This window comes from Nitrobacter sp. (assembly GCF_047149785.1).
In the GTDB taxonomy this organism is placed as follows: domain Bacteria; phylum Pseudomonadota; class Alphaproteobacteria; order Rhizobiales; family Xanthobacteraceae; genus Nitrobacter.
The window spans coordinates 3,549,231-3,566,495 of sequence record NZ_BAAGBE010000001.1; the positions used below are offsets into that span (position 1 = coordinate 3,549,231).

Genomic DNA, 17,265 nt, shown 5'->3' on the forward strand with positions numbered 1-17,265 from the left:
GGGCTGCTCACCGTTCCGTCATTAGCTTGTTTTTGGGCGAAGCGGAACGCGCGACAAAACAAAGGAGCTATCGGGCGAACCCGCCCGCGTCGAGGAAGGCCTGTTCCTCCGCGCTTGTCGTGCGGCCGAGCAACGCATTGCGGTGAGGAAAGCGGCCGAACCGGCGAACGATGTCGGCATGCACTTCCGCGAATTTGAGATTTTCCGGCCGGCCGCGGCTGCGAAACAGCGCGACGCAGCGGTCCTGGTCGGCAAGCCGTTCGGAATGCATGAACGGCATATAAAGGAATTCGACGAGGTCGGGCGCGATGCGCGCGTCGGCTCCTCGTGCGATAGCGCGCTCCGCTACCGCCAGCGCCCGGTCATCGGTCGAAAATGTTTTCGCGTCGCCGCGGAACATGTTGCGCGGAAACTGGTCGAGCACGATGACGAGCGCCAGCGCGCCGTCGTCGGTCGCCTCCCACGCGGCGAGTTCGCCGGCGCGCGCCGCCTCCCAAAGCTCCAAAAAGCGGCGGCGCACCTCGGCGTCGAACGCCTCGTCCTTGGTGTACCATTTGGCCATGCCGGCATGACGCCAGAAGGCAAGGACGTCGGCGGGAGAGGAGATGGAAGCGGGCGGATTATCGGAATTCATCACACAACGGTTTCCATCGTCGTCTTCGCGCGCGCGGGAATCTACAACGCTTGGCGTCGATGGAGATGGAAAGGATCGACGTCATCAACCGAAATCGGAGTCCCCGCCATATGGGTCCCGGCTCTCGTGCGAAACGGCACCTGGCCGGGACGACCATGAGTGGCATCACGCCGCCGTTTTGCTCTCCTCGCGCAGCGCGCGGCGGAGGATTTTTCCGACATTGGTTTTCGGCAGGGAGTCGCGGAATTCGATTTGTCGCGGCACCTTGTAGCTCGTCAATTCCGTGCGCGCGAACTTGATGATGTCCTCGGCCGCGAGGTTCGGATCCTTCCTGACCACAAAGGCTTTCACAGCCTCGCCCGATTTCCTGTCCTTGACGCCGATCACGGCGCATTCCAGCACGCCCGGATGGCTCGCAATCACCTCCTCGACCTCGTTCGGATAGACGTTGAAGCCCGAGACCAGGATCATGTCCTTCTTGCGGTCGACGATTTTTGTGTAGCCATCCGGTGACATCACGCCGATGTCGCCGGTGCGGAAGAAGCCGTCCGCCGTCATCACCTGCGCGGTCTCGTCCGGCCTGTTCCAGTATCCCGGCATCACCTGCGGACCCCTGGCGCAAATCTCGCCCGCTTCGCCGAGCGGCACCTCGCGGCCCGCATCGTCGCGGATGGAGATGTATGTCGAGGGCATGGGAAGGCCGATCGAGCCGGTAAATCTGTCGCTGTCGGAGGGATTGCAGGTCAGCGTCGGCGAGGTTTCGGACAGGCCATAGCCTTCCAGCAACGGGCAACCCGTCACCTTCAGCCACTTTTCGGCGACCGCCTTCTGGACCGCCATGCCGCCGCCGACCGAGGTCTTGAGCTTGGAGAAGTCGACCTTGTCGAAACCAGGCGCGTTGAGGAGAGCGTTATAGAGCGTGTTCACCGCCGGGAAGCAGTTGATCTGATACTTCATCAATTCCTTGGTGAAGCCGGGTATGTCGCGCGGGTTCGGAATCAGCAGATTGACGCCGCCGGCGCGCATCGCCAGCATGAAGCACGCCGTCAGCGCGAAGATGTGATAGAGCGGCAGCGCGCAGACGACGAAAAGCTGGTCGACCGCCGGCGGCTTCTTCAGCGCCGGCTGCAGCCAGGCGTCATTCTGCAGCATGTTGGCGACGATGTTGCGATGGAGCAGCGTCGCGCCCTTCGAGACGCCGGTGGTGCCGCCGGTATATTGGAGGAAGGCGACGTCGTCCGGCGCGAGTTTCGGCCTGACCAGCGTCATGCGGCGCCCCGCGGCGAGCGCGTCGTTGAATCTGACCGCGCCGGGGATCGCTGAGGGTGGCACCATTTTCTTGACGTGACGGACCACGAAATTGACGATCACGCCCTTGATGCCGAGCAGGTCGCCCATGCTGCCGACGATGACGTGCCGGAGGCCGGTTTTGCCGACTACCTGCTGCACCGTCGCGGCGAAGTTCTCCAGCACGATGATCGCCTCCGCGCCGCAATCCCTGAGCTGATGCTCAAGCTCGTGCGGCGTGTAGAGCGGGTTGACGTTGACGACGGCATAGCCGGCGCGCAGCACGGCCACCGTCGAGACCGGATGTTGCAGCACGTTCGGCATCATCAGCGCGACGCGCGCGCCTTTCTTCAGTCCCCTGCCTTGCAGCCAGGCGCCGAGCGCGAGCGACTTTTCGTCGAGATCGCGATAGGTGATCGCCTTGTCCATGCAAATGAAAGCCTTGCGATCACGGTATTTGGCGAAGCTCTCCTCGAGCAACTCGACAAGCGAGGCGTACTGCGACGCGTCGATGTCGGCGGGCACGCCGGCGGGATATTGCTTGAGCCAGATGCGCTCCATGTGACTCCCCGGATCATCCCTCGTGCAACGAAGGCAGGTCTATGCGGGGAGTATTGAGCAAGGCGGTTGTCCAAGGCAAGCGGCTGTGCGGTAACGACGCATCAGCACCGCCGCGGGCTACTGTCTGGCTTCGCTTTTGGCGTTTCCCGCCTGCTTCGGCTTGATGGCCCGAGCGGCGGCGGCCTGCTTGGCGCGGGTGGCCCTGGCGTTCGCACCCTTGGTGCGGTCGCTTTTGGCCGCGGACGGTTTCGCGGTCTTGCCGGGGTTGATCGTCACCGACGCCCGGTGCTTCGATTTCGGTTCGGCGCCCGCTTCGGATTTGACTTCGGTTTTGGGCGCGGCGTTGCCGCCGCGTTTCGCGTGAGCGATCTTGCCGCGCTTCCTGGCTTTCGGAGGAGCGTCGCGCGCGGCGTCGGCTTCCGCGGCTGCGGCGATGGCGGCGCCGGTTCGCGTCGGTCCGGTATAGACGATGACGGGCTCGGAGGGAGCCGGTGCCGCCGCGATCAGGTCGGCCGGCCGCAGAGCCGGCGGCTGCAGGCCGGTCGAAAGAAACGACATCACAGCGGCGCCGGTCGCCGTTGTGTTGGCGGCAACATCGTCATCCTCGTCGCTGGCGGGATGCTTGCGTTTCGGCCCGCACATCTCGTCGCGCAGATTGGGAGGCGCGGCCGCGATCGGCGCCAGCTTGTCGACCGTGCCGAGCGCCGGACGCAGCCACGACAATGTGTTGTTGGCGAAGCCGCGCTCCAGCATCTGCGCGGCGCGCACCGCGCGCATCGTGCCGGACGAAGCGCCGAGCACCACCGCGATCAGGCGTTTGCCGTTCTGCGTGGCCGAGCCGACGAGATTGTAGCCGGACGCGCAGATGAAGCCGGTCTTGAAGCCGTCGGCGCCGGGAAAGCGCCCGATCAGCTTGTTGAAATTGTACGTCACCCGGTGGCCGTAGCGGATCGAGGGAATATGCACGAAGTATTCATATTCCGGCAGATCGTGAATGATCGCGCGCGCGAGAATGGCGAGATCGCGCGCCGAGGTGATCTGGCCGTCGGCCGGCAACCCGTTCGGGTTGACATAGCTCGTCTGAGTCATGCCGAGCCGCTGTGCGGTTGCGTTCATTTCGGCCAGGAAATTGTCGACCGATCCGCCGCCGACGCCTTCGGCCAGCACGTAGGCCATGTCGTTGGCCGACTTCACCATCATCATCTTCAGCGCGTTGTCGACGGTCACCTGGGTGCCCGGCCGGAACCCCATCTTCGAAGGCGACTGCGCGGCTGCCGTTGGCGATACCGTGAACAACGTGTCGAGCGTGATGCGTCCTTGCTTGACCGCCGTGAGCGTGACGTAGGCGGTCATCAATTTGGTGAGCGATGCCGGGTACCAGGGGTAGGTGGCGTTCTCCGCCTCCAGCACTTTTCCGGAATCGGCTTCAATCAGGAGATGCGCTTCGGTGGCGTGAGCCGTGCGCAACGGCGCGGCCGCAACCATCAGGCCGGCCGCAAGGACCATCCAGGCCGGCAACGATTTGCGGAACAGGACGATGGCTTGGCGAAGCGGGACGATGAATAAATGCACGGTGGTTCCGGTCCTTTGAGACCCGCCTTTGGCAAGGAGGCCTGCTTTCGGGTTTCAAGCGTGTCCGGCGCCGTCGTTCGCGGCGGTCCCAACCTATACCCGCTCGACAGGCTGGAACAGGGGGAAGGTGCTAATTCCCCGACGAAAGGGGCCGAATTTCGACGCTCGAAGGAGTTTGCGACGACGCTTGGCCTGCGGGAATGTCCCCGGAGACGAATTGCGCTTTCGCAAGCCGGGCGAAATGGCCGCCGGCAGCCAGCAGTTCGTCAAAGGTTCCATTTTCGATCACGCGCCCGTTCTCGAAAACCAGAATGCGGGTGGCATTGCGGATCGTGGACAGCCGGTGCGCGATGACGAAGGTCGTGCGGCCCTTCATCACCTCGTCCAGCGCGGCATTGACCCTGGCCTCGGTCACGGCGTCAAGTGCCGAGGTCGCCTCGTCGAGGATCAGGATCGGCGGATCCTTCAATAGCGCGCGGGCGATCGACAGCCGCTGCCGTTCGCCGCCGGACAGCATGCGTCCGCGCTCGCCGGCGTGAGTGTCGAATTTCTTCTCGCTGCGCTCGATGAAATCCAGCGCCTGGGCGCGTTCGGCCGCGAGTCGCATCTCTTCTTCGGATGCCTCGGGTTTGCCGACGCGCAGGTTCTCGGCGATCGAGCGGTCGAACAGCAACGGCTCCTGAAACACCACGCCGATGTTTCGCCGCAACGCCGTCAGCGTGAGCCCGCGGATATCCATGCCGTCTATCTTGATGATGCCGGATTGCGGGTCGAACGCCCTGTGCAACAGGGCGATGGCGGTGGACTTGCCTGCGCCTGTCGGACCGACCAGCGCAACGGTCTGGCCGGGCAATGCGACGAAGGAGAGGTCGTCAACCGCGGGCCGCTTGCCGTCATAGGAAAACGATACGTCGTTGAATTCGACGAGACCCTGCAATCGGCCGGGATCGACGGCGTCGGGACGGTCGCGCACTGCGGGAACGGCGTCCAGCACGTTGAAGAACTCCTTGAGTCGCGGCGCTTCCATGAAGACGCCGTTGATGAAGGAGACGACCTGCTCGAGCTTCTGGATCAGCATGGTGGCGAAGCTCACGAACATCACGATCTCGCCGACCGATGTCATTCCGCGCTGGTTCAACGCGATGCCGACGGCGAAGATCGCCAGAATGGTGATCGTGGTCGAGGCGCGCGTCATCACGGTGACGACGGCCCACCACGACAGCACCGGCATCTGCGCCGCCAGCAACTTATCGACGACGAACCTCAGGCCCTGGACCTCGGCATCGACGCGCACGAAGCTTTGCACCAGCGCGACGTTGCCGAGCGCGTCGGAGGCGCGCGCGGAGAGGTCGCTGAAATGAGTCTCCACCTCGCTCTGCATGTCGAAGGTCTTGCGCACCACCAGCGTCGTCAGCATCGTGAACACGATGCAGAGCGCGAACAAAAGGATCGCCAGCCGCCAGTTGATATAGAGCGACAGCGGCAGCAGCACCACGAGCGACATGAGCGCCGCGAAATGCTCGCGGAAGAATCCGAGCCATAGCCGCCACAGCGCGTCGGTGCCTTGCAGCATCACCTTCATCAGCCGGCCCGAATGAGTGCCGGCATGGTAGGTGAGCGGTAGCTGCATGATGTGCTCGAAATAGCCCGTCAGCACCGCCTGGCGCTGACGATGCGAAAGACGGTCGGCCTGCAAGGCTACGATCACGCCGCACAGGATGGTGAACAGGCCGAAGGCCGCCCAAACCGCGAGCAGAGGCCATGGCGAAGTCGACGTCGTCCCGAAAGGGCCTGCGGCGGGATTGCCGGAGAGGACGTCGATGATGCGGCCGAACAGCACCGGCTCGGCGAATTGCGCGCCGGCCAGAAGGAGATTGGCGGCGGCAAGAATCCAGCCAAGCCGCGCTTCCTTGCCGAGCAATTCAAGAACGCGTGTATAAAGGTGGGCCATCGTCATCGGGAAAACGCTCTTGCGGATCGCGCAGCGGCGGTATTCCGGCAGCGAAGGAGAGAAGCGCCGGGCTGGAAGACGCGACGGTATTCCAATCAGGGACCAGCCGGGGGATACAGCGGCTTGTGCCGTGTTATTCGGCCTGCGTGATGTTGCGATCGCCGGCCGGCGGCAGAAAACTGTCGTCGAAAATATCTGCGGCTGTCGGGCGATGACGGAATTTGAAGTCTTCCGCAATCTGGTCGAGCGACTTCTCGAACCGGGCCGGATCGATACCCCCGATACCGCTGTGTTTGACCGCGCCGGTCAGAATATTGTCGCTCAATACCGCATGGAGACGCTCAAGCTCAACCTCGCGCGATCCGTTATCCATCTGAGCCACCACATCGTCGACAGCCTGCTCGGGCGCCTTGATGGTCAGCCGCAGTCCGGCGATCACCGCGCGCACAAACGCCTTCACCGCCTCCGGCTTGCGGGAAGCGAATTCCGGGTTGACGATCAGGACCTTGCCGTAAGCGGCGCAGCCGTAGTCGGCGAATCGCAGCACGGTGATATCGTCGGCCGGGATGCCGCGATTGCGCAGGTCGATCGCCGACAGATAGGACAGACCGGATATGGCATCGAGTTGGCCTGCCGACAGCATCGGTTCGCGAACGGCGGGACCGACCTGCTGCAGTTTCACGGTTTTGAGCGACAACCGGTTTAACCGCGCGAGCGCAGGCCAAAGCCTGATGGACAGGTCGCCGTCGGTGACGCCGACCAGCTTGCCTGGCATGTCGGCAAGTGTGTTGATGCCCCGACTCTTGCGCGCAATGAACGCATAGGCCGCCTTGTCGAACAGCACGAATACCGCTTTGACCGGTGGCACGCCCGCCTCGTCACGAAAACGGATCAGGGCGTTGATGTCGGCCAGCGCCAGTTGACTCGTGCCGACCGCGACGCGCGCAATGGCATCCGTCGTGTCGGAGGCGACGGTCGTGTTGACATTCAGGCCTTCGGCACGGAACAGACCCCTGGTCGATGCCAGCACCACCGGGGCCATGGCGGCATTGATCGGGCCATCGAGCGAAAACTCGACCTGGATGGGCGCGCCGGCTCCGGCCCGGCTGTCCGCGATGCCGAAACGCGCGATACCGACCGTGCCCAGAAGCACAAGCAGAACAAACCAGAGAGGACGCATCGAATGTGCTTGCATGGGATATTGCAGCGATTGGCCGGTTGCGGAGGGTTGTGGGAGAGTACGCGAATTTCAGAGCCTGTTGCACTCTAACAGAGACAATCTGAAAGCGCGATGGATGACTGTCACGATTTGCCGCGGGGGCCCGGGCACCGGATCGGGAACTCGATTTCGAGCCGATGGTTGTCGTTGGATCGGCCTCAAGGGCCCCGGGGCAAGGGCCCGGAACGTCATCGGAGGATATTTCAGATGTCGCGCAGGAATGTTAAATTTTCGACCGGCCGGAGTGTCGTTTTGGCGACGGTTGCGGTGATGGCTCTGACTATGGCTGGCCCGTCTTTCGCCGGCTCGGCGGCGCCCGCCTCCAAGAAAATCTCGGCGACGGGATTGTCCGGCGGCGTCACGGATTTCAGCGCGGCGCGTCGGCACCGGCATCACCGCCGTCATTATCGAGGAGGTGATGCGGCGGCGGCCGCCGCGTTCGCCGGGATCATGGGCACCGTCGGCGCGATCGCGGCCAGCCAGGCCCGTCGTGACGCCTATTACGACTACGGTCCCGGATATTACGGGCCCCGATATTATGGCCCGCCGCGAGGCTATTACTCCGGCGGCCCCCGATACTACGTTCCTTACTGAGGATTTCCGGGAATTTAAGTGCGACGGACGCCGGCTGCGGTCGCGGCCGGCGTCGTTTTGAATGCCGGCGTTAATATGGCGGCCATGTGTTTGCGCTACCGTGGCCGTCATGAGTGATTCGCTGGAGCGGCTTTATCAGGCGGTGATCGCGGCGCGGGATCTCGATCCCGCCGCCTCGCGAACCGCGCGGCTGTTTCAGCGCGGTCCCGCCAAGATGGCCAAGAAGGTCGCCGAGGAGGCCTTCGAAGTCGCGATCGATGCCGTGAACGGCAAGGCCGGCGCGGTCGTCCGCGAAAGCGCCGATCTGTTTTACAATCTCGCCGTGCTTTGGGCCGCGGTCGGGGTCCGCCCCGAAGACGTCTGGGCCGAGATGAATCATCGCGAGCGCAGGTTCGGAATAGCCGAGAAATTGCCAAAGGCCGCGGCGAAATCGGTCAAGCAGTCCGAAGGAATGGCCCGGCTTCCGATCGTCGCGCTCGACGCTCATCGGCTGCGCAAGCGACGCTAGAGTCTGTCACCGTTTCATGGAAACGGTGAAAAACTCCAGTTCTTGATCTGACGCGTTTTCCTCACGCGAGCCGGATTCCATCCTCGGGTCAAGCCCGAGGACATGCTTCGCTCGAAAACGCTATGAATCCCCGCCTCAGCCATGGACAAATCGGCCACGCAATGGTTCATCGCGCCATGCTGAGACGGACCTATGACTGGTGCATCGCCGCCGCCGACAAGCCTTACGCGCTGTGGATTCTGGCAGCCGTGGCTTTCGCGGAAAGCTCGTTCTTTCCCGTGCCGCCCGACATCATGCTGCTGCCGATGTCGCTGGCGCGGCCGCGGCGCGCCTGGCTGTTTGCGACGCTCTGCACCGTTGCCTCGGTTGCCGGCGGCGTGCTCGGCTATGCGATCGGGGCGCTGCTCTACGACTCGCTGGGTCAGTGGCTCATTCAGCTCTACGGGCTTGGCGACAAGGTCGAGGCATTTCGCGAGTCGTATGCGCAATGGGGAGCCTGGATCATCATCGGCAAGGGGCTGACGCCGATCCCCTACAAGCTCGTCACCATCACCTCGGGGTTCGCCGGATACAATCTCTGGCTATTTGTTCTGTGCTCGATCGTTGCCCGTGGCGGCCGCTTCTTTATCGTCGCGATCGTGCTTAATCGCTACGGCGACGCCATCCGGCGGGAGATCGAGAAACGGCTCGGCCTGTGGGTCGCGACCGGCGCCGCCGTCATCGTCCTTGGATTCGTGATCGCGTTCCGCCTGATCTAGGGGGCATTGATGGCTAAGCGGGAGTTGGAATAGATGGACGCGAAATCGCGATTCCAACGGATAAGATCACCTTTCAGCTCGGCGGGGCACGGAGGACGATACGATGAGGAGCAATGACGAGCTGGAGAAATTCAGGCAAGCTAAGGCGCTGGCGTTCCGACTCGGGCTGGTTGTTCGCCATGCAGATGACCCCGATGGTCCCAAACGCTACACGCTGGTTCGCCAGGCCGTCGAAACGGAGTTCGCGACCATCGACGAGGTGCTGGCGGAGCTCAAGCGGCTCAAGTGATCGGCCGATGCCTGGCGCGCCCGCGCCGGTTCGGACAATGACGGGTTCCCGGTTAACGATCCATTAACCATAACTGAGGCACCTTCAATTCCCGAGCCGGTATGAATTTGCTGCCGGCGCCGTCGATTTCCGGCCGGTACGGGCAACGGGTGATGAATCGCGATCTCGCGTCGGAAAAGACACCGGCGACCATCAATGAACTGCAGGCGCGCGTGGCCGCCGCGTTCGGCAGGCACCCACTGTGTCGCGACGTGCGGTTCGACATTGTCAGAACGCCGAGGACCCGTAGCGGCGCCAACTGGACCGTCAGCATGAGCGCGGTCCCGCCGGACGCCATATGGGAGGCATCCGAACTCGTCGCCGACATCCAGAACGCCTATATTCTGGCGGTTTGACGCGCGGCCGATCTAGGCTCCAGGGATCACCGTGAGAAACAGCCTGCCTTGCACGGGCAAGCCTTGATTCCTATCGATTTGTGAGGACAATCGGCGGCTGTTCGTGGCTGACCCGGAGATTTTCTTTGACGCGGACCATGACGGTTTTGGCGCTCGCGTGCTGCGTCGTCGCCGGAGTGGCGTTGGCGGGGGTCTTCGGCCACGGCGACGTTCTGTTCGTGCGGTTTGTCGCAGAGCAGCCACGGCCAGCGGCGGAAGCGCCGCCGGTCGCCAATCGCGATGCCAAAGCCGATAAGCTCCCGGTCGTGACGCAGGTCGCTGCCGGCGACATTGGTGAGGAGGTGGGGGCGCCTGCACCGTCGCGGGAGGCCCTTGCAATCGACCTTCCCCTCGATGCCGAGCTTGGGCCGCCGACGGCGCCGATCAAGGACCCGCGGCTGCCTCGTCCGCGGCCGAAGCTCGCAAACCAGCTCGTTCAGAAGAATTACTCGCTGCTCAGCGACATGCAGATCGCAGCGCTGAAGGGGCGGCTGCAACTCACCTCTGCGCAGGAGCCCTACTGGCCGGCTGTGGAGAGCGCTTTACGCGATCTCGCCCGGAAGATCCACGAGCGGCGTGCAGCGCCGGGGCGGCAGGCCGCTCTCAGTCCAGGTGAGATCGAGCAGATCAAGGTCGCCGCCCGGCCGCTGCTGTCGCGGCTGCGCGAGGACCAGAAGCGCGAAGCGCGCGCGCTCGCGCGCATCATCGGGCTAGAGGCTATCGCGTCGCTGATTTGAGCAGTCGTAAAAAAACCCGGACGCCATAATGCTCGGATACGATCGCGTTTGGTGCCCCTGGCCGGAATCGAACCAGCACTCCTTGCGGAACTCGATTTTGAGTCGAGCGCGTCTACCAGTTCCGCCACAGGGGCATTCGCGAGCCGGCCGAAAAGGCGAGCCGCGAAGCGGGCGGACTATAGCGGGCGTTCCCTCCCGGTCAACCCGGCGCGGCGCTGCGCCGCCGGGACCGCGACAGCCGAGACAACGCAGTGTGATGACCGCCGGCTCGACAGCGACGAGGCGCGAGGTTACGACGTTTGAGCGGGATAAGGAAAGTAAAGTGTGGAGCGGTTTTCCACCCGCATCCCCGCTCGAACGATTAGAATCGATCACGTTCATGATTTTGGATCGATTGGATCCAAAACCATCGTGATCCAGCGCAATCGAAGCAGCCAGCCGGAGCCCGCCGTGAATTCCGATGCCGTCGTCAAATCCTCCTCTGCGGCTCGCGGCAAAAAAACTGCGTTGACCACGGCGCTGGCCGTGGCTCTCATCGCCGCGGCGACTCTCGCGGGCGCATGGTTCTTCCAGCTCGTGCTGGACATCCTGCCATGCCCGCTCTGTCTCGAGCAGCGCTACGCCTACTATCTTGCCATTCCCCTCGGCCTGTTCGTGGCGTTTATCGCCGCCAAGGGCGCGCCGCGTTGCCTCATCATGCCGGGTCTCGCTGTTCTTGCGCTGGCCGCGCTCGGCAATGCCGGGCTGGGCGCCTATCACGCCGGCGTGGAATGGGGATACTGGCCGGGACCGACCGACTGCACCGGACCGGTGCTCGATCTCGGCAAGGCGGGCCTGCTCGACAACCTCGACAAGGTGAAGGTCGTGCGGTGCGACGAGGTTCAGTGGCGCTTTCTCGGCCTGTCGTTTGCCGGCTACAACGCGCTGATCTCGCTGTTGATGGCGGCTCTGGCCGGATGGGGCATCGCAGCCCTGGCAGGCAAAGTCAGGTAATGGCCCGCTCTTGCCGGAGGGCGAGCCCGACAATGTCGGAGGCTGGTTAACCACCGACACTATCGGGCGCGTCGAATCAGTTCGGCTTGGCCGCCTTGGCTTTGCACTCGGAGCGGAATTTCTTGCGCGCCTTGCCGTGCAGACCCTTGGCGTCGGCTTCTTTCGAGCATTCGAGCGAAGCTGCGGTTTGGGGTTTTTTGGCCTTTTTGGCGGCGGGCGCCATTTTTGAAGCAGGCGCGGTCGTGGGCGCCGTCGTTTGAGCAAACGCCGTTCCGCCGAGCAACAGCGATGCAGCAACGATTGCGATGACGCGGGCAGATAGGGTCATGGGCAGTCCCTCAGGGTTGAAAGAGCAGCAAGGTCGCGGAGCCCGGCTGAACGGCGAATGAATGGCACCGGGGATGATCGTGACATGCAGCCACATTTTTTTGATCGAGCATGATCTCTTGCCCGAAAATCGGTTTCCACTTTTCGGGATCACGTTCTAGGATATCCGTCCCATCCTTGATGTCCGGGAGGACAGACATGACAGGTCATTTGAAGTTGCTTGGCGCTGTGACGGCGTCCGGCCTGCTTCTGCTTTCGGCGCTGCCCGCCAGCGCGCTGACTGCACAGGAATGCAGCGCGAAATACCAGGCCGCGAAATCCGCGGGCACGCTCAAAGGCCAGAAGTGGAATGACTTCCGCAAGGCGGAATGCAGGGCGGGAGCCACCGCCGCCACGACGCCTGCTGCGGCTCCGACTGCTGCGGCACCTGCGGCCAGGCCCGCGCCCGCGCCGAGGACCGCGGCAGCGCCGGCCGCGCCGGTCGGCAATGCCGTCTTCCCGTCGGCGGTCTCGCCGAAATATGCCAACGAATCCGCGGGCAAGGCGCGCGAGCACACCTGCCTCGATCAATACAGGATCAACAAGACCACCAACGCCAATGGCGGGTTGAAGTGGATCATGAAGGGCGGCGGCTACTACAGCCAATGTACCAAGAGGCTGAAAGGCGTCTGAGATAAATGCTCAAATCGCGAGGCGGGACCCGCATCCCGATGAGCAGGCGCCGGGTGCTTGGCGCTTGCGGGCTCGGGGCGGCGATGGCGGGTCTGAGACTTGCCCCCGCGTTTGCCGCCGACTCTGACGATGTTCTTGCCGAGGCCAAGGTGCTGCGCGATCCGGAGATTCCGCCGGCGGGTAACGCGCATGGCGACATCACCATCGTCGAGTTCTTCGATTACAATTGCCCGTATTGCCGCAGGCTCGCGCCCGAGCTTGCTCAGGTCGTCTATGATGACGGCAAGGTCCGGATGATCTTCAAGGACTGGCCGATTCTCGGACCCGTCTCGGTCTCTGCGTCGCGTCTGGCGCTGGCGTCCAAATACCAGGGCAAGTTCGTCGCCGCGCATGAAGCGCTGATGAGCACCAGTTCACGACTGACCGAGCCGCGCATTCGCGAACTGCTGAGCGGTGCAGGGATCGATGTCGAACGCGCACTCAAGGACATGGCCGCCAACGCCGGTCCGATCGATGCCATTCTGACGCGCAATAATGAACAGGCGACCGCGTTCGGATTCAACGGGACGCCGGCATTCATCATCGGAAAATTCCGCGTGCCCGGCGTGCTGACCATGGCGCAGCTCGACCAGGCTATCGCGGACGCGCGCAAGGCGGCCCGTGATAAGAAGTGATGCGGCGTCAGGTCAGGTTGGCTGAGGCCTGCGGCGGCCACGGCCGGTCGGGCCGATAGAACACCGCGATTTTCAGGCTCTCCGCGATGCGTTCAGCCTTTTCCATGAAGGCTGCGCGAATCGGTTCTTCACACAGCTCGCGACAGGTCTCGTCGAACAGGGCGAGCCACTGGGTGAAGAGCTCCGGCCTCAGGCCAGGGATCACCATGTGCTTCATCATCGGATTGCCCTTGTAGCGGCCGGTGGTCAGCATCACCGACGACCAGAACGCGTACATCTTTTCGAGATGATGGGGCCAGTTGTTCCTGATCTTGTTCTCGAAAATCGGCCCCAGCTCTGAATCGGCGCGCACCTTCGTGTAAAAGGCGTCCACCAGCCGGACGATGCCGTCCTCGGAGACATGATCCATTCTTTCGGGCGCGAGCGTCATGCGAAGTAAGCCATAATGATGACGCCGGCTATTGTCCAGACCAACGAATTGACCAGCATGCGGACCAGGTCGGAATAGTCGCCGGGGTTGTCGCCGTGGAGTCCGAGGGCGTTGCAGACAACCGTTCCCGGCAACAAAAAAGGTCTCGCGACGGCATCGCTGATCGTGTGGTTCTCACTCGTTGAACTCATGGGGCTCTCCTTTCAGAAGGATAGCGCCGCTATACATCCGCGGTTGTATAAAAGCAATATTTGAAATATAGCTTTTGCGTGACCGCCCCCACGGGAGACATGCATGCGACTCACCACCTATTCGGACTATGCGCTGCGGGTACTGATGTACCTCGCGCTCAGGTCCGACGGGCTGTCGACCATCGCCGAGATCGCCCGAAGCTACGATATTTCCGAGGCCCACCTGATGAAGGTGGTCCATCAACTGGGTGTGGCCGGATACATCGAGACGGTGCGTGGCCGGGGCGGCGGGTTGCGTCTCGCCAAGCCGGTCGAGGCGATCGGCCTTGCGGAGGTCATTCGGATCACCGAGCCGGATATGGCGATCGTGACGTGCTTCAAGCCGGTCAACGCACCCTGCATGATCAATCCGAGCTGCGTGCTCAAGCGCGCGCTGGAGCGGGCGCAGGAGGCGTTCATGGAGGTGCTCGAAGCATATACGCTGGCCGATCTCGTGGCGCCCCGCGCGCGTCTTGCGAGCCTGCTCGGCATTCCGCCGGGGACGTCGCCGCAATAAAGCGGGAACGGCTTGCCGTCCCCGGTGCGGGATTCCGCTTAGAGCGTTTTCGAGCGAACCGGCAGCCACTTCGCTTGAAAACCCTCTAATGGAACCTCGGTTTCTTCAACATCCGGTCGCGATCGGTCGATGTCACCACCACATCGAAAATATCGCCCTCGCGATAGAGCGTCAGCGGCACGTCGACGCCCGCTGGGCCGAGCGCCCATAATTTCCGGTAGAACTGCGCCGGGTCTGACACCTTCTCACCGTTCACTGCCAGGATCGCGTCGCCGGAGCGGAGTTCGGCGCGGGCCGCCGGTCCCTTCGGCGCAATTCCGACAGCGACGATCCTGTCTTCGATCTCGGTGGTGTAGATGCCCAGCCAGGGGCGGGCCGGTTTGTTGACCCGTCCGAATTTCAGCAGGTCGTCGAGCGCAGGTTTCAGGAGATCGATCGGCACGTTCATGTTGAGGTGCTCGCTCCGGCCGCCGTGCTCGCGCTCGAGCTGTAGCGAGCCAATCCCGATCAGTTCGCCTGCAGCCGAGATCACGCCGGCGCCTCCCCAGTTGGGGTGAGCCGGGTGCGTGAAGATGGCTTCGTCGATCAGATATTCCCAGTAGCCGGCGAATTCCTGCTTGGCGGCGATGCGGCCGGCGAGCGAGCGGGTCCGGCCGCCGACCCCTCCCACCACGACGCGGTCGTTCAGCCCGGCCGCGGCCGACGAACCCAGCGCCAGCGGCTCGAGGTCCAATCGGCCGAGCGCCTGCAACAAACCGAAACCGCTCTCCCGATCGATGCCGAGCGTGTCCGCCTGCACCACGCGCCCGTCCGCGAGATGCAGCCACACGGTCTGCGCCTCGGTGATCAGGTATCCGATGGTCAGAACGAGCCCGTCTTCGATCACGACGCCGTTGCCCGCGCGCTCCTCGCCGAGGGTATCCGCGGTGAAGGCGTCGGCCGGAATGATCGAATGTAGTCCGACCACCGCAGACAGCGCGCGGTCCAGATCGAATTCATGGTCCTCCTGGCGTGGTTGTGCCGCGGCGGGCACCCTCCATTCGGTCAATGATGCCATGATGCGGGCTCTCCGTTCGATAAGCGGATGCGAGGCTGGTGGCGTGTGCCGTTGTTGCGTCAACGATTTTATGCCGCAAACGTTCGCGGCGAAAGCGGCATGAAAATCGATCGGTGCCGCACGCCGCCAGAGCGCTTCGATGAACCGGCCGACTTCATAGCCGACGACGCGGAGCGGCCGCGTGGAAAAAGCTGCCTGCGATGGCGACGTAGGTAAGATCCAACAGGTGCGCCGGCGTTTCCACTTTCAGCCGACCTGCGTGCGTGTTGTGGCCACAGATGCCGGGACAATCACCGCGTTGTCGATTTCAAAGGAAGCTGTTCAAACTTGGGCCAGCATCGCTGTGGTTGCCCTGACCGAAACCCGGGTCAGGGCGATGGCCGGAACCGAAGTCCAGAGCCTTTCCGCTTCTGATGGAATCAGAAGCGGGGCTCCATGATTTTGATTTGACGCGTTTTCTTTGCGCGAACCGGTATCCGCTTCGCTTGAAAACGCTCTAGTAGCTGGTTCGCTTTTTTAGCGACACCTCAGCGATGAACGTGGACCGCTATTCTTTCTGCAAGGTATGAGTGTAGTACCACAGCGTACCGTTGAGCACCATCGCGCCGAAGATGTTGCCGATGGTGACCGGGATCTGGTTCCACACCCACCACTCGTAGATGCTTACATGGGCGCCGGAGAGGATAGCGGTCGGGAACAGCCACATGTTGACCACGGTGTGCTCGAACCCCAGCGCGAAGAACATCCCGATCGGGATCCACATCAGGACTACCCGGCCCACGGTGCTGCGCGTGGCCTTGGACATGACGGACCCGAGGCTCACCAGCCAGTTACAAAGGATGCCCTTGCCGATGGCGGCGCACCAGCCAAGAACGCCGTAGTGGATATAGCTCACCTTGGCCTCGGCGGTCTTGGCGATGACCTTGAGCATGCTGTCCGGTTCGATGGCCCCGCCCTTGGTCAATGAGAACCACAGCAGCCAGGCGAAGAACAAGCCTCCGATCAGGTTGCCGATCAGCGTCCAGGTCCAGTTGCGAACCAGTTGGGACGGGGTGACCGTTCCGGCGTACATGCCGATCGGCATCGTCGCGAAACTGCCGGTCGCCATCTCCAGGCCGAGGAAGCTCAGCGTGACGTAACCGGCCGGGAAGATAAGACCGGCCGCACCGAGCGGGATGCCGGCGGCGACCATCGCGAAGGTCACACAGGCTCCGTAGGCCAGAAAGGGCGTGCACAAAAAGCCGCGAATGAGCAGGTGAATGGTGCCGAACTTGGCTTTCTTGGCGGCATCTGCGGCCAGCGCGGCCACCATCTCTGCCGGCGGTACCGTTTCGAGGACAATGCCGGCATTCGCTTCATCGGCCATTGCGTTCCCCTACATGATTTAGCGATCAGCGCCGTTTCGGCGATGTCGATTATTATTATAATTTTATAAGCTTATAGCAGATCTATGGTTATCACGCAACGGACGCTCCGGTTTGACCGCGAAGATTTGCGCGCCGTGAGCACCTGAGGACAACGATTTTTGAGTCACTCGCCGCATGACGGTTCCGAGAAACTCGTTCCCCGCGCCGTCGGCAACAGAACTATCGCCTTCAGTTTTTTGACCTTCATTCCTTCTGTTCAGCGTGTCATTTCTCGCGTTGCTTAATTGCGGCGTTCGACCTGTTACGTTCAAGTTTGATGGTTCCCGGCTTGTCTATGGCGTCATCCGGTTTCTTGCCGGGAGCACGGGTAATCCTATGTAATACATGCCGGGGATGGAGTCCCCTGATGACCGCCGCTAATGGCTAATGACTCCTGCGGATGCGCTGACCGCGT

At 62.8% G+C, this 17,265-nt stretch carries 21 protein-coding genes, 1 tRNA gene and 1 riboswitch; of the genes, 11 read left to right on the top strand and 11 right to left on the bottom strand.

The annotated features are described in order from the left end of the window. Positions 1–67 precede the first annotated feature (67 nt). The 5 genes from ACMDCM_RS16575 to ACMDCM_RS16595 form a co-directional block, all read right to left on the bottom strand. Complete coding sequence (locus ACMDCM_RS16575) at positions 68–634, bottom strand: DUF924 family protein (protein ID WP_412774573.1); 567 nt, start codon at positions 632–634, stop codon at positions 68–70. 165 nt (positions 635–799) lie between these two features. Further along, positions 800–2,482, bottom strand: coding sequence for a long-chain fatty acid--CoA ligase (locus ACMDCM_RS16580; RefSeq protein WP_412774574.1), 1,683 nt, complete (start codon positions 2,480–2,482; stop codon positions 800–802). Between the two features lie 117 nt (positions 2,483–2,599). Beyond that, positions 2,600–4,054: a D-alanyl-D-alanine carboxypeptidase family protein gene (locus ACMDCM_RS16585; protein ID WP_412774575.1), complete on the bottom strand. Its 1,455-nt coding sequence runs from the start codon at positions 4,052–4,054 to the stop codon at positions 2,600–2,602. 130 nt (positions 4,055–4,184) lie between these two features. After that, the gene (locus ACMDCM_RS16590; RefSeq protein WP_412774576.1) at positions 4,185–6,011 is read right to left on the bottom strand and encodes a glucan ABC transporter ATP-binding protein/ permease; all 1,827 of its coding nucleotides are present in this window, start codon (positions 6,009–6,011) and stop codon (positions 4,185–4,187) included. Positions 6,012–6,138: 127 nt separating this feature from the next. Continuing rightward, on the bottom strand, positions 6,139–7,200 hold the full coding sequence (locus tag ACMDCM_RS16595; RefSeq protein WP_412774577.1) for an ABC transporter substrate-binding protein: 1,062 nt from the start codon (positions 7,198–7,200) through the stop codon (positions 6,139–6,141). A gap of 306 nt (positions 7,201–7,506) precedes the next feature. On the opposite strand from ACMDCM_RS16595, the gene ACMDCM_RS16600 reads away from it, so the two are divergent. The 6 genes from ACMDCM_RS16600 (at position 7,507) to ACMDCM_RS16625 (ending at position 10,544) form a co-directional block, all read left to right on the top strand. Beyond that, complete coding sequence (locus tag ACMDCM_RS16600; RefSeq protein ID WP_412774578.1) at positions 7,507–7,818, top strand: hypothetical protein; 312 nt, start codon at positions 7,507–7,509, stop codon at positions 7,816–7,818. 109 nt (positions 7,819–7,927) lie between these two features. Then, complete coding sequence (gene hisE / locus ACMDCM_RS16605; RefSeq protein WP_412774579.1) at positions 7,928–8,326, top strand: phosphoribosyl-ATP diphosphatase; 399 nt, start codon at positions 7,928–7,930, stop codon at positions 8,324–8,326. A 176-nt stretch (positions 8,327–8,502) separates the two neighbouring features. Further along, the gene (locus ACMDCM_RS16610; RefSeq protein ID WP_412774580.1) at positions 8,503–9,084 is read left to right on the top strand and encodes a YqaA family protein; all 582 of its coding nucleotides are present in this window, start codon (positions 8,503–8,505) and stop codon (positions 9,082–9,084) included. Between the two features lie 103 nt (positions 9,085–9,187). Next, a complete protein-coding gene (locus ACMDCM_RS16615; RefSeq protein ID WP_412774581.1) occupies positions 9,188–9,373 on the top strand; it encodes a hypothetical protein in 186 nt (61 codons plus the stop codon). 152 nt (positions 9,374–9,525) lie between these two features. Further along, positions 9,526–9,768 carry a hypothetical protein gene (locus ACMDCM_RS16620; protein ID WP_412774787.1) on the top strand — a complete coding sequence of 81 codons (243 nt, stop codon included), beginning with the start codon at positions 9,526–9,528 and terminating at the stop codon, positions 9,766–9,768. 137 nt (positions 9,769–9,905) lie between these two features. Next, positions 9,906–10,544 carry a hypothetical protein gene (locus ACMDCM_RS16625; RefSeq protein ID WP_412774582.1) on the top strand — a complete coding sequence of 213 codons (639 nt, stop codon included), beginning with the start codon at positions 9,906–9,908 and terminating at the stop codon, positions 10,542–10,544. A gap of 49 nt (positions 10,545–10,593) precedes the next feature. Here the strand turns inward: ACMDCM_RS16625 and ACMDCM_RS16630 are convergent. Beyond that, a tRNA-Leu gene (locus ACMDCM_RS16630) sits at positions 10,594–10,678 on the bottom strand. A 316-nt stretch (positions 10,679–10,994) separates the two neighbouring features. On the opposite strand from ACMDCM_RS16630, the gene ACMDCM_RS16635 reads away from it, so the two are divergent. Continuing rightward, positions 10,995–11,537, top strand: a complete 543-nt coding sequence (locus ACMDCM_RS16635) for a disulfide bond formation protein B (RefSeq protein WP_412774583.1) — start codon at positions 10,995–10,997, stop codon at positions 11,535–11,537. A 76-nt stretch (positions 11,538–11,613) separates the two neighbouring features. Here the strand turns inward: ACMDCM_RS16635 and ACMDCM_RS16640 are convergent, their stop codons facing one another. Continuing rightward, entirely contained in the window at positions 11,614–11,865 is a 252-nt protein-coding gene (locus ACMDCM_RS16640) for a PsiF family protein (RefSeq protein WP_412774788.1), read from the bottom strand. A gap of 197 nt (positions 11,866–12,062) precedes the next feature. Here ACMDCM_RS16640 and ACMDCM_RS16645 point away from each other — a divergent pair, with 197 nt between their 5' ends. Then, positions 12,063–12,536 (top strand): hypothetical protein, encoded by a 474-nt coding sequence (locus tag ACMDCM_RS16645; protein ID WP_412774584.1) that lies wholly within the window; start codon positions 12,063–12,065, stop codon positions 12,534–12,536. A 38-nt stretch (positions 12,537–12,574) separates the two neighbouring features. Then, positions 12,575–13,210: a DsbA family protein gene (locus ACMDCM_RS16650; protein WP_412774585.1), complete on the top strand. Its 636-nt coding sequence runs from the start codon at positions 12,575–12,577 to the stop codon at positions 13,208–13,210. A gap of 7 nt (positions 13,211–13,217) precedes the next feature. On the opposite strand, the gene ACMDCM_RS16655 is transcribed toward ACMDCM_RS16650, so the two are convergent. Beyond that, on the bottom strand, positions 13,218–13,640 hold the full coding sequence (locus tag ACMDCM_RS16655) for a group III truncated hemoglobin (protein WP_412774586.1): 423 nt from the start codon (positions 13,638–13,640) through the stop codon (positions 13,218–13,220). Further along, positions 13,637–13,831, bottom strand: a complete 195-nt coding sequence (locus tag ACMDCM_RS16660) for a hypothetical protein (RefSeq protein ID WP_412774587.1) — start codon at positions 13,829–13,831, stop codon at positions 13,637–13,639. Before ACMDCM_RS16660 ends, ACMDCM_RS16655 begins: the two co-directional genes overlap by 4 nt. Positions 13,832–13,934: 103 nt before the next feature. Here ACMDCM_RS16660 and ACMDCM_RS16665 point away from each other — a divergent pair, with 103 nt between their 5' ends. Further along, positions 13,935–14,387: an RrF2 family transcriptional regulator gene (locus ACMDCM_RS16665; protein ID WP_412774588.1), complete on the top strand. Its 453-nt coding sequence runs from the start codon at positions 13,935–13,937 to the stop codon at positions 14,385–14,387. A gap of 85 nt (positions 14,388–14,472) precedes the next feature. Here ACMDCM_RS16665 and ACMDCM_RS16670 read toward each other — a convergent pair whose 3' ends face one another. Continuing rightward, positions 14,473–15,444 (bottom strand): S1C family serine protease, encoded by a 972-nt coding sequence (locus tag ACMDCM_RS16670; protein ID WP_412774589.1) that lies wholly within the window; start codon positions 15,442–15,444, stop codon positions 14,473–14,475. Between the two features lie 181 nt (positions 15,445–15,625). On the opposite strand from ACMDCM_RS16670, the gene ACMDCM_RS16675 reads away from it, so the two are divergent. Next, positions 15,626–15,883, top strand: a complete 258-nt coding sequence (locus ACMDCM_RS16675; protein ID WP_412774590.1) for a hypothetical protein — start codon at positions 15,626–15,628, stop codon at positions 15,881–15,883. A 108-nt stretch (positions 15,884–15,991) separates the two neighbouring features. On the opposite strand, the gene ACMDCM_RS16680 is transcribed toward ACMDCM_RS16675, so the two are convergent. Beyond that, entirely contained in the window at positions 15,992–16,810 is an 819-nt protein-coding gene (locus tag ACMDCM_RS16680) for a formate/nitrite transporter family protein (RefSeq protein ID WP_412774591.1), read from the bottom strand. Positions 16,811–17,191: 381 nt separating this feature from the next. Then, positions 17,192–17,254, top strand: a riboswitch (Fluoride riboswitch). Positions 17,255–17,265 lie beyond the last annotated feature (11 nt).

Excerpts from the sequence above, each read along its gene's own strand:
- ACMDCM_RS16575 (WP_412774573.1), bottom strand. The coding sequence starts at position 634 with ATGAATTCCGATAATCCGCCCGCTTCCATCTCCTCTCCCGCCGACGTC.
- ACMDCM_RS16580 (WP_412774574.1), bottom strand. The coding sequence starts at position 2,482 with ATGGAGCGCATCTGGCTCAAGCAATATCCCGCCGGCGTGCCCGCCGAC.
- ACMDCM_RS16590 (WP_412774576.1), bottom strand. The coding sequence starts at position 6,011 with ATGACGATGGCCCACCTTTATACACGCGTTCTTGAATTGCTCGGCAAG.
- ACMDCM_RS16595 (WP_412774577.1), bottom strand. The coding sequence starts at position 7,200 with ATGCAAGCACATTCGATGCGTCCTCTCTGGTTTGTTCTGCTTGTGCTT.
- ACMDCM_RS16600 (WP_412774578.1), top strand. The coding sequence starts at position 7,507 with ATGGCTGGCCCGTCTTTCGCCGGCTCGGCGGCGCCCGCCTCCAAGAAA.
- hisE (WP_412774579.1), top strand. The coding sequence starts at position 7,928 with ATGAGTGATTCGCTGGAGCGGCTTTATCAGGCGGTGATCGCGGCGCGG.
- ACMDCM_RS16610 (WP_412774580.1), top strand. The coding sequence starts at position 8,503 with ATGCTGAGACGGACCTATGACTGGTGCATCGCCGCCGCCGACAAGCCT.
- ACMDCM_RS16615 (WP_412774581.1), top strand. The coding sequence starts at position 9,188 with ATGAGGAGCAATGACGAGCTGGAGAAATTCAGGCAAGCTAAGGCGCTG.
- ACMDCM_RS16620 (WP_412774787.1), top strand. The coding sequence starts at position 9,526 with ATGAATCGCGATCTCGCGTCGGAAAAGACACCGGCGACCATCAATGAA.
- ACMDCM_RS16625 (WP_412774582.1), top strand. The coding sequence starts at position 9,906 with ATGACGGTTTTGGCGCTCGCGTGCTGCGTCGTCGCCGGAGTGGCGTTG.
- ACMDCM_RS16640 (WP_412774788.1), bottom strand. The coding sequence starts at position 11,865 with ATGACCCTATCTGCCCGCGTCATCGCAATCGTTGCTGCATCGCTGTTG.
- ACMDCM_RS16645 (WP_412774584.1), top strand. The coding sequence starts at position 12,063 with ATGACAGGTCATTTGAAGTTGCTTGGCGCTGTGACGGCGTCCGGCCTG.
- ACMDCM_RS16650 (WP_412774585.1), top strand. The coding sequence starts at position 12,575 with ATGAGCAGGCGCCGGGTGCTTGGCGCTTGCGGGCTCGGGGCGGCGATG.
- ACMDCM_RS16655 (WP_412774586.1), bottom strand. The coding sequence starts at position 13,640 with ATGACGCTCGCGCCCGAAAGAATGGATCATGTCTCCGAGGACGGCATC.
- ACMDCM_RS16660 (WP_412774587.1), bottom strand. The coding sequence starts at position 13,831 with ATGAGTTCAACGAGTGAGAACCACACGATCAGCGATGCCGTCGCGAGA.
- ACMDCM_RS16665 (WP_412774588.1), top strand. The coding sequence starts at position 13,935 with ATGCGACTCACCACCTATTCGGACTATGCGCTGCGGGTACTGATGTAC.
- ACMDCM_RS16670 (WP_412774589.1), bottom strand. The coding sequence starts at position 15,444 with ATGGCATCATTGACCGAATGGAGGGTGCCCGCCGCGGCACAACCACGC.
- ACMDCM_RS16680 (WP_412774591.1), bottom strand. The coding sequence starts at position 16,810 with ATGGCCGATGAAGCGAATGCCGGCATTGTCCTCGAAACGGTACCGCCG.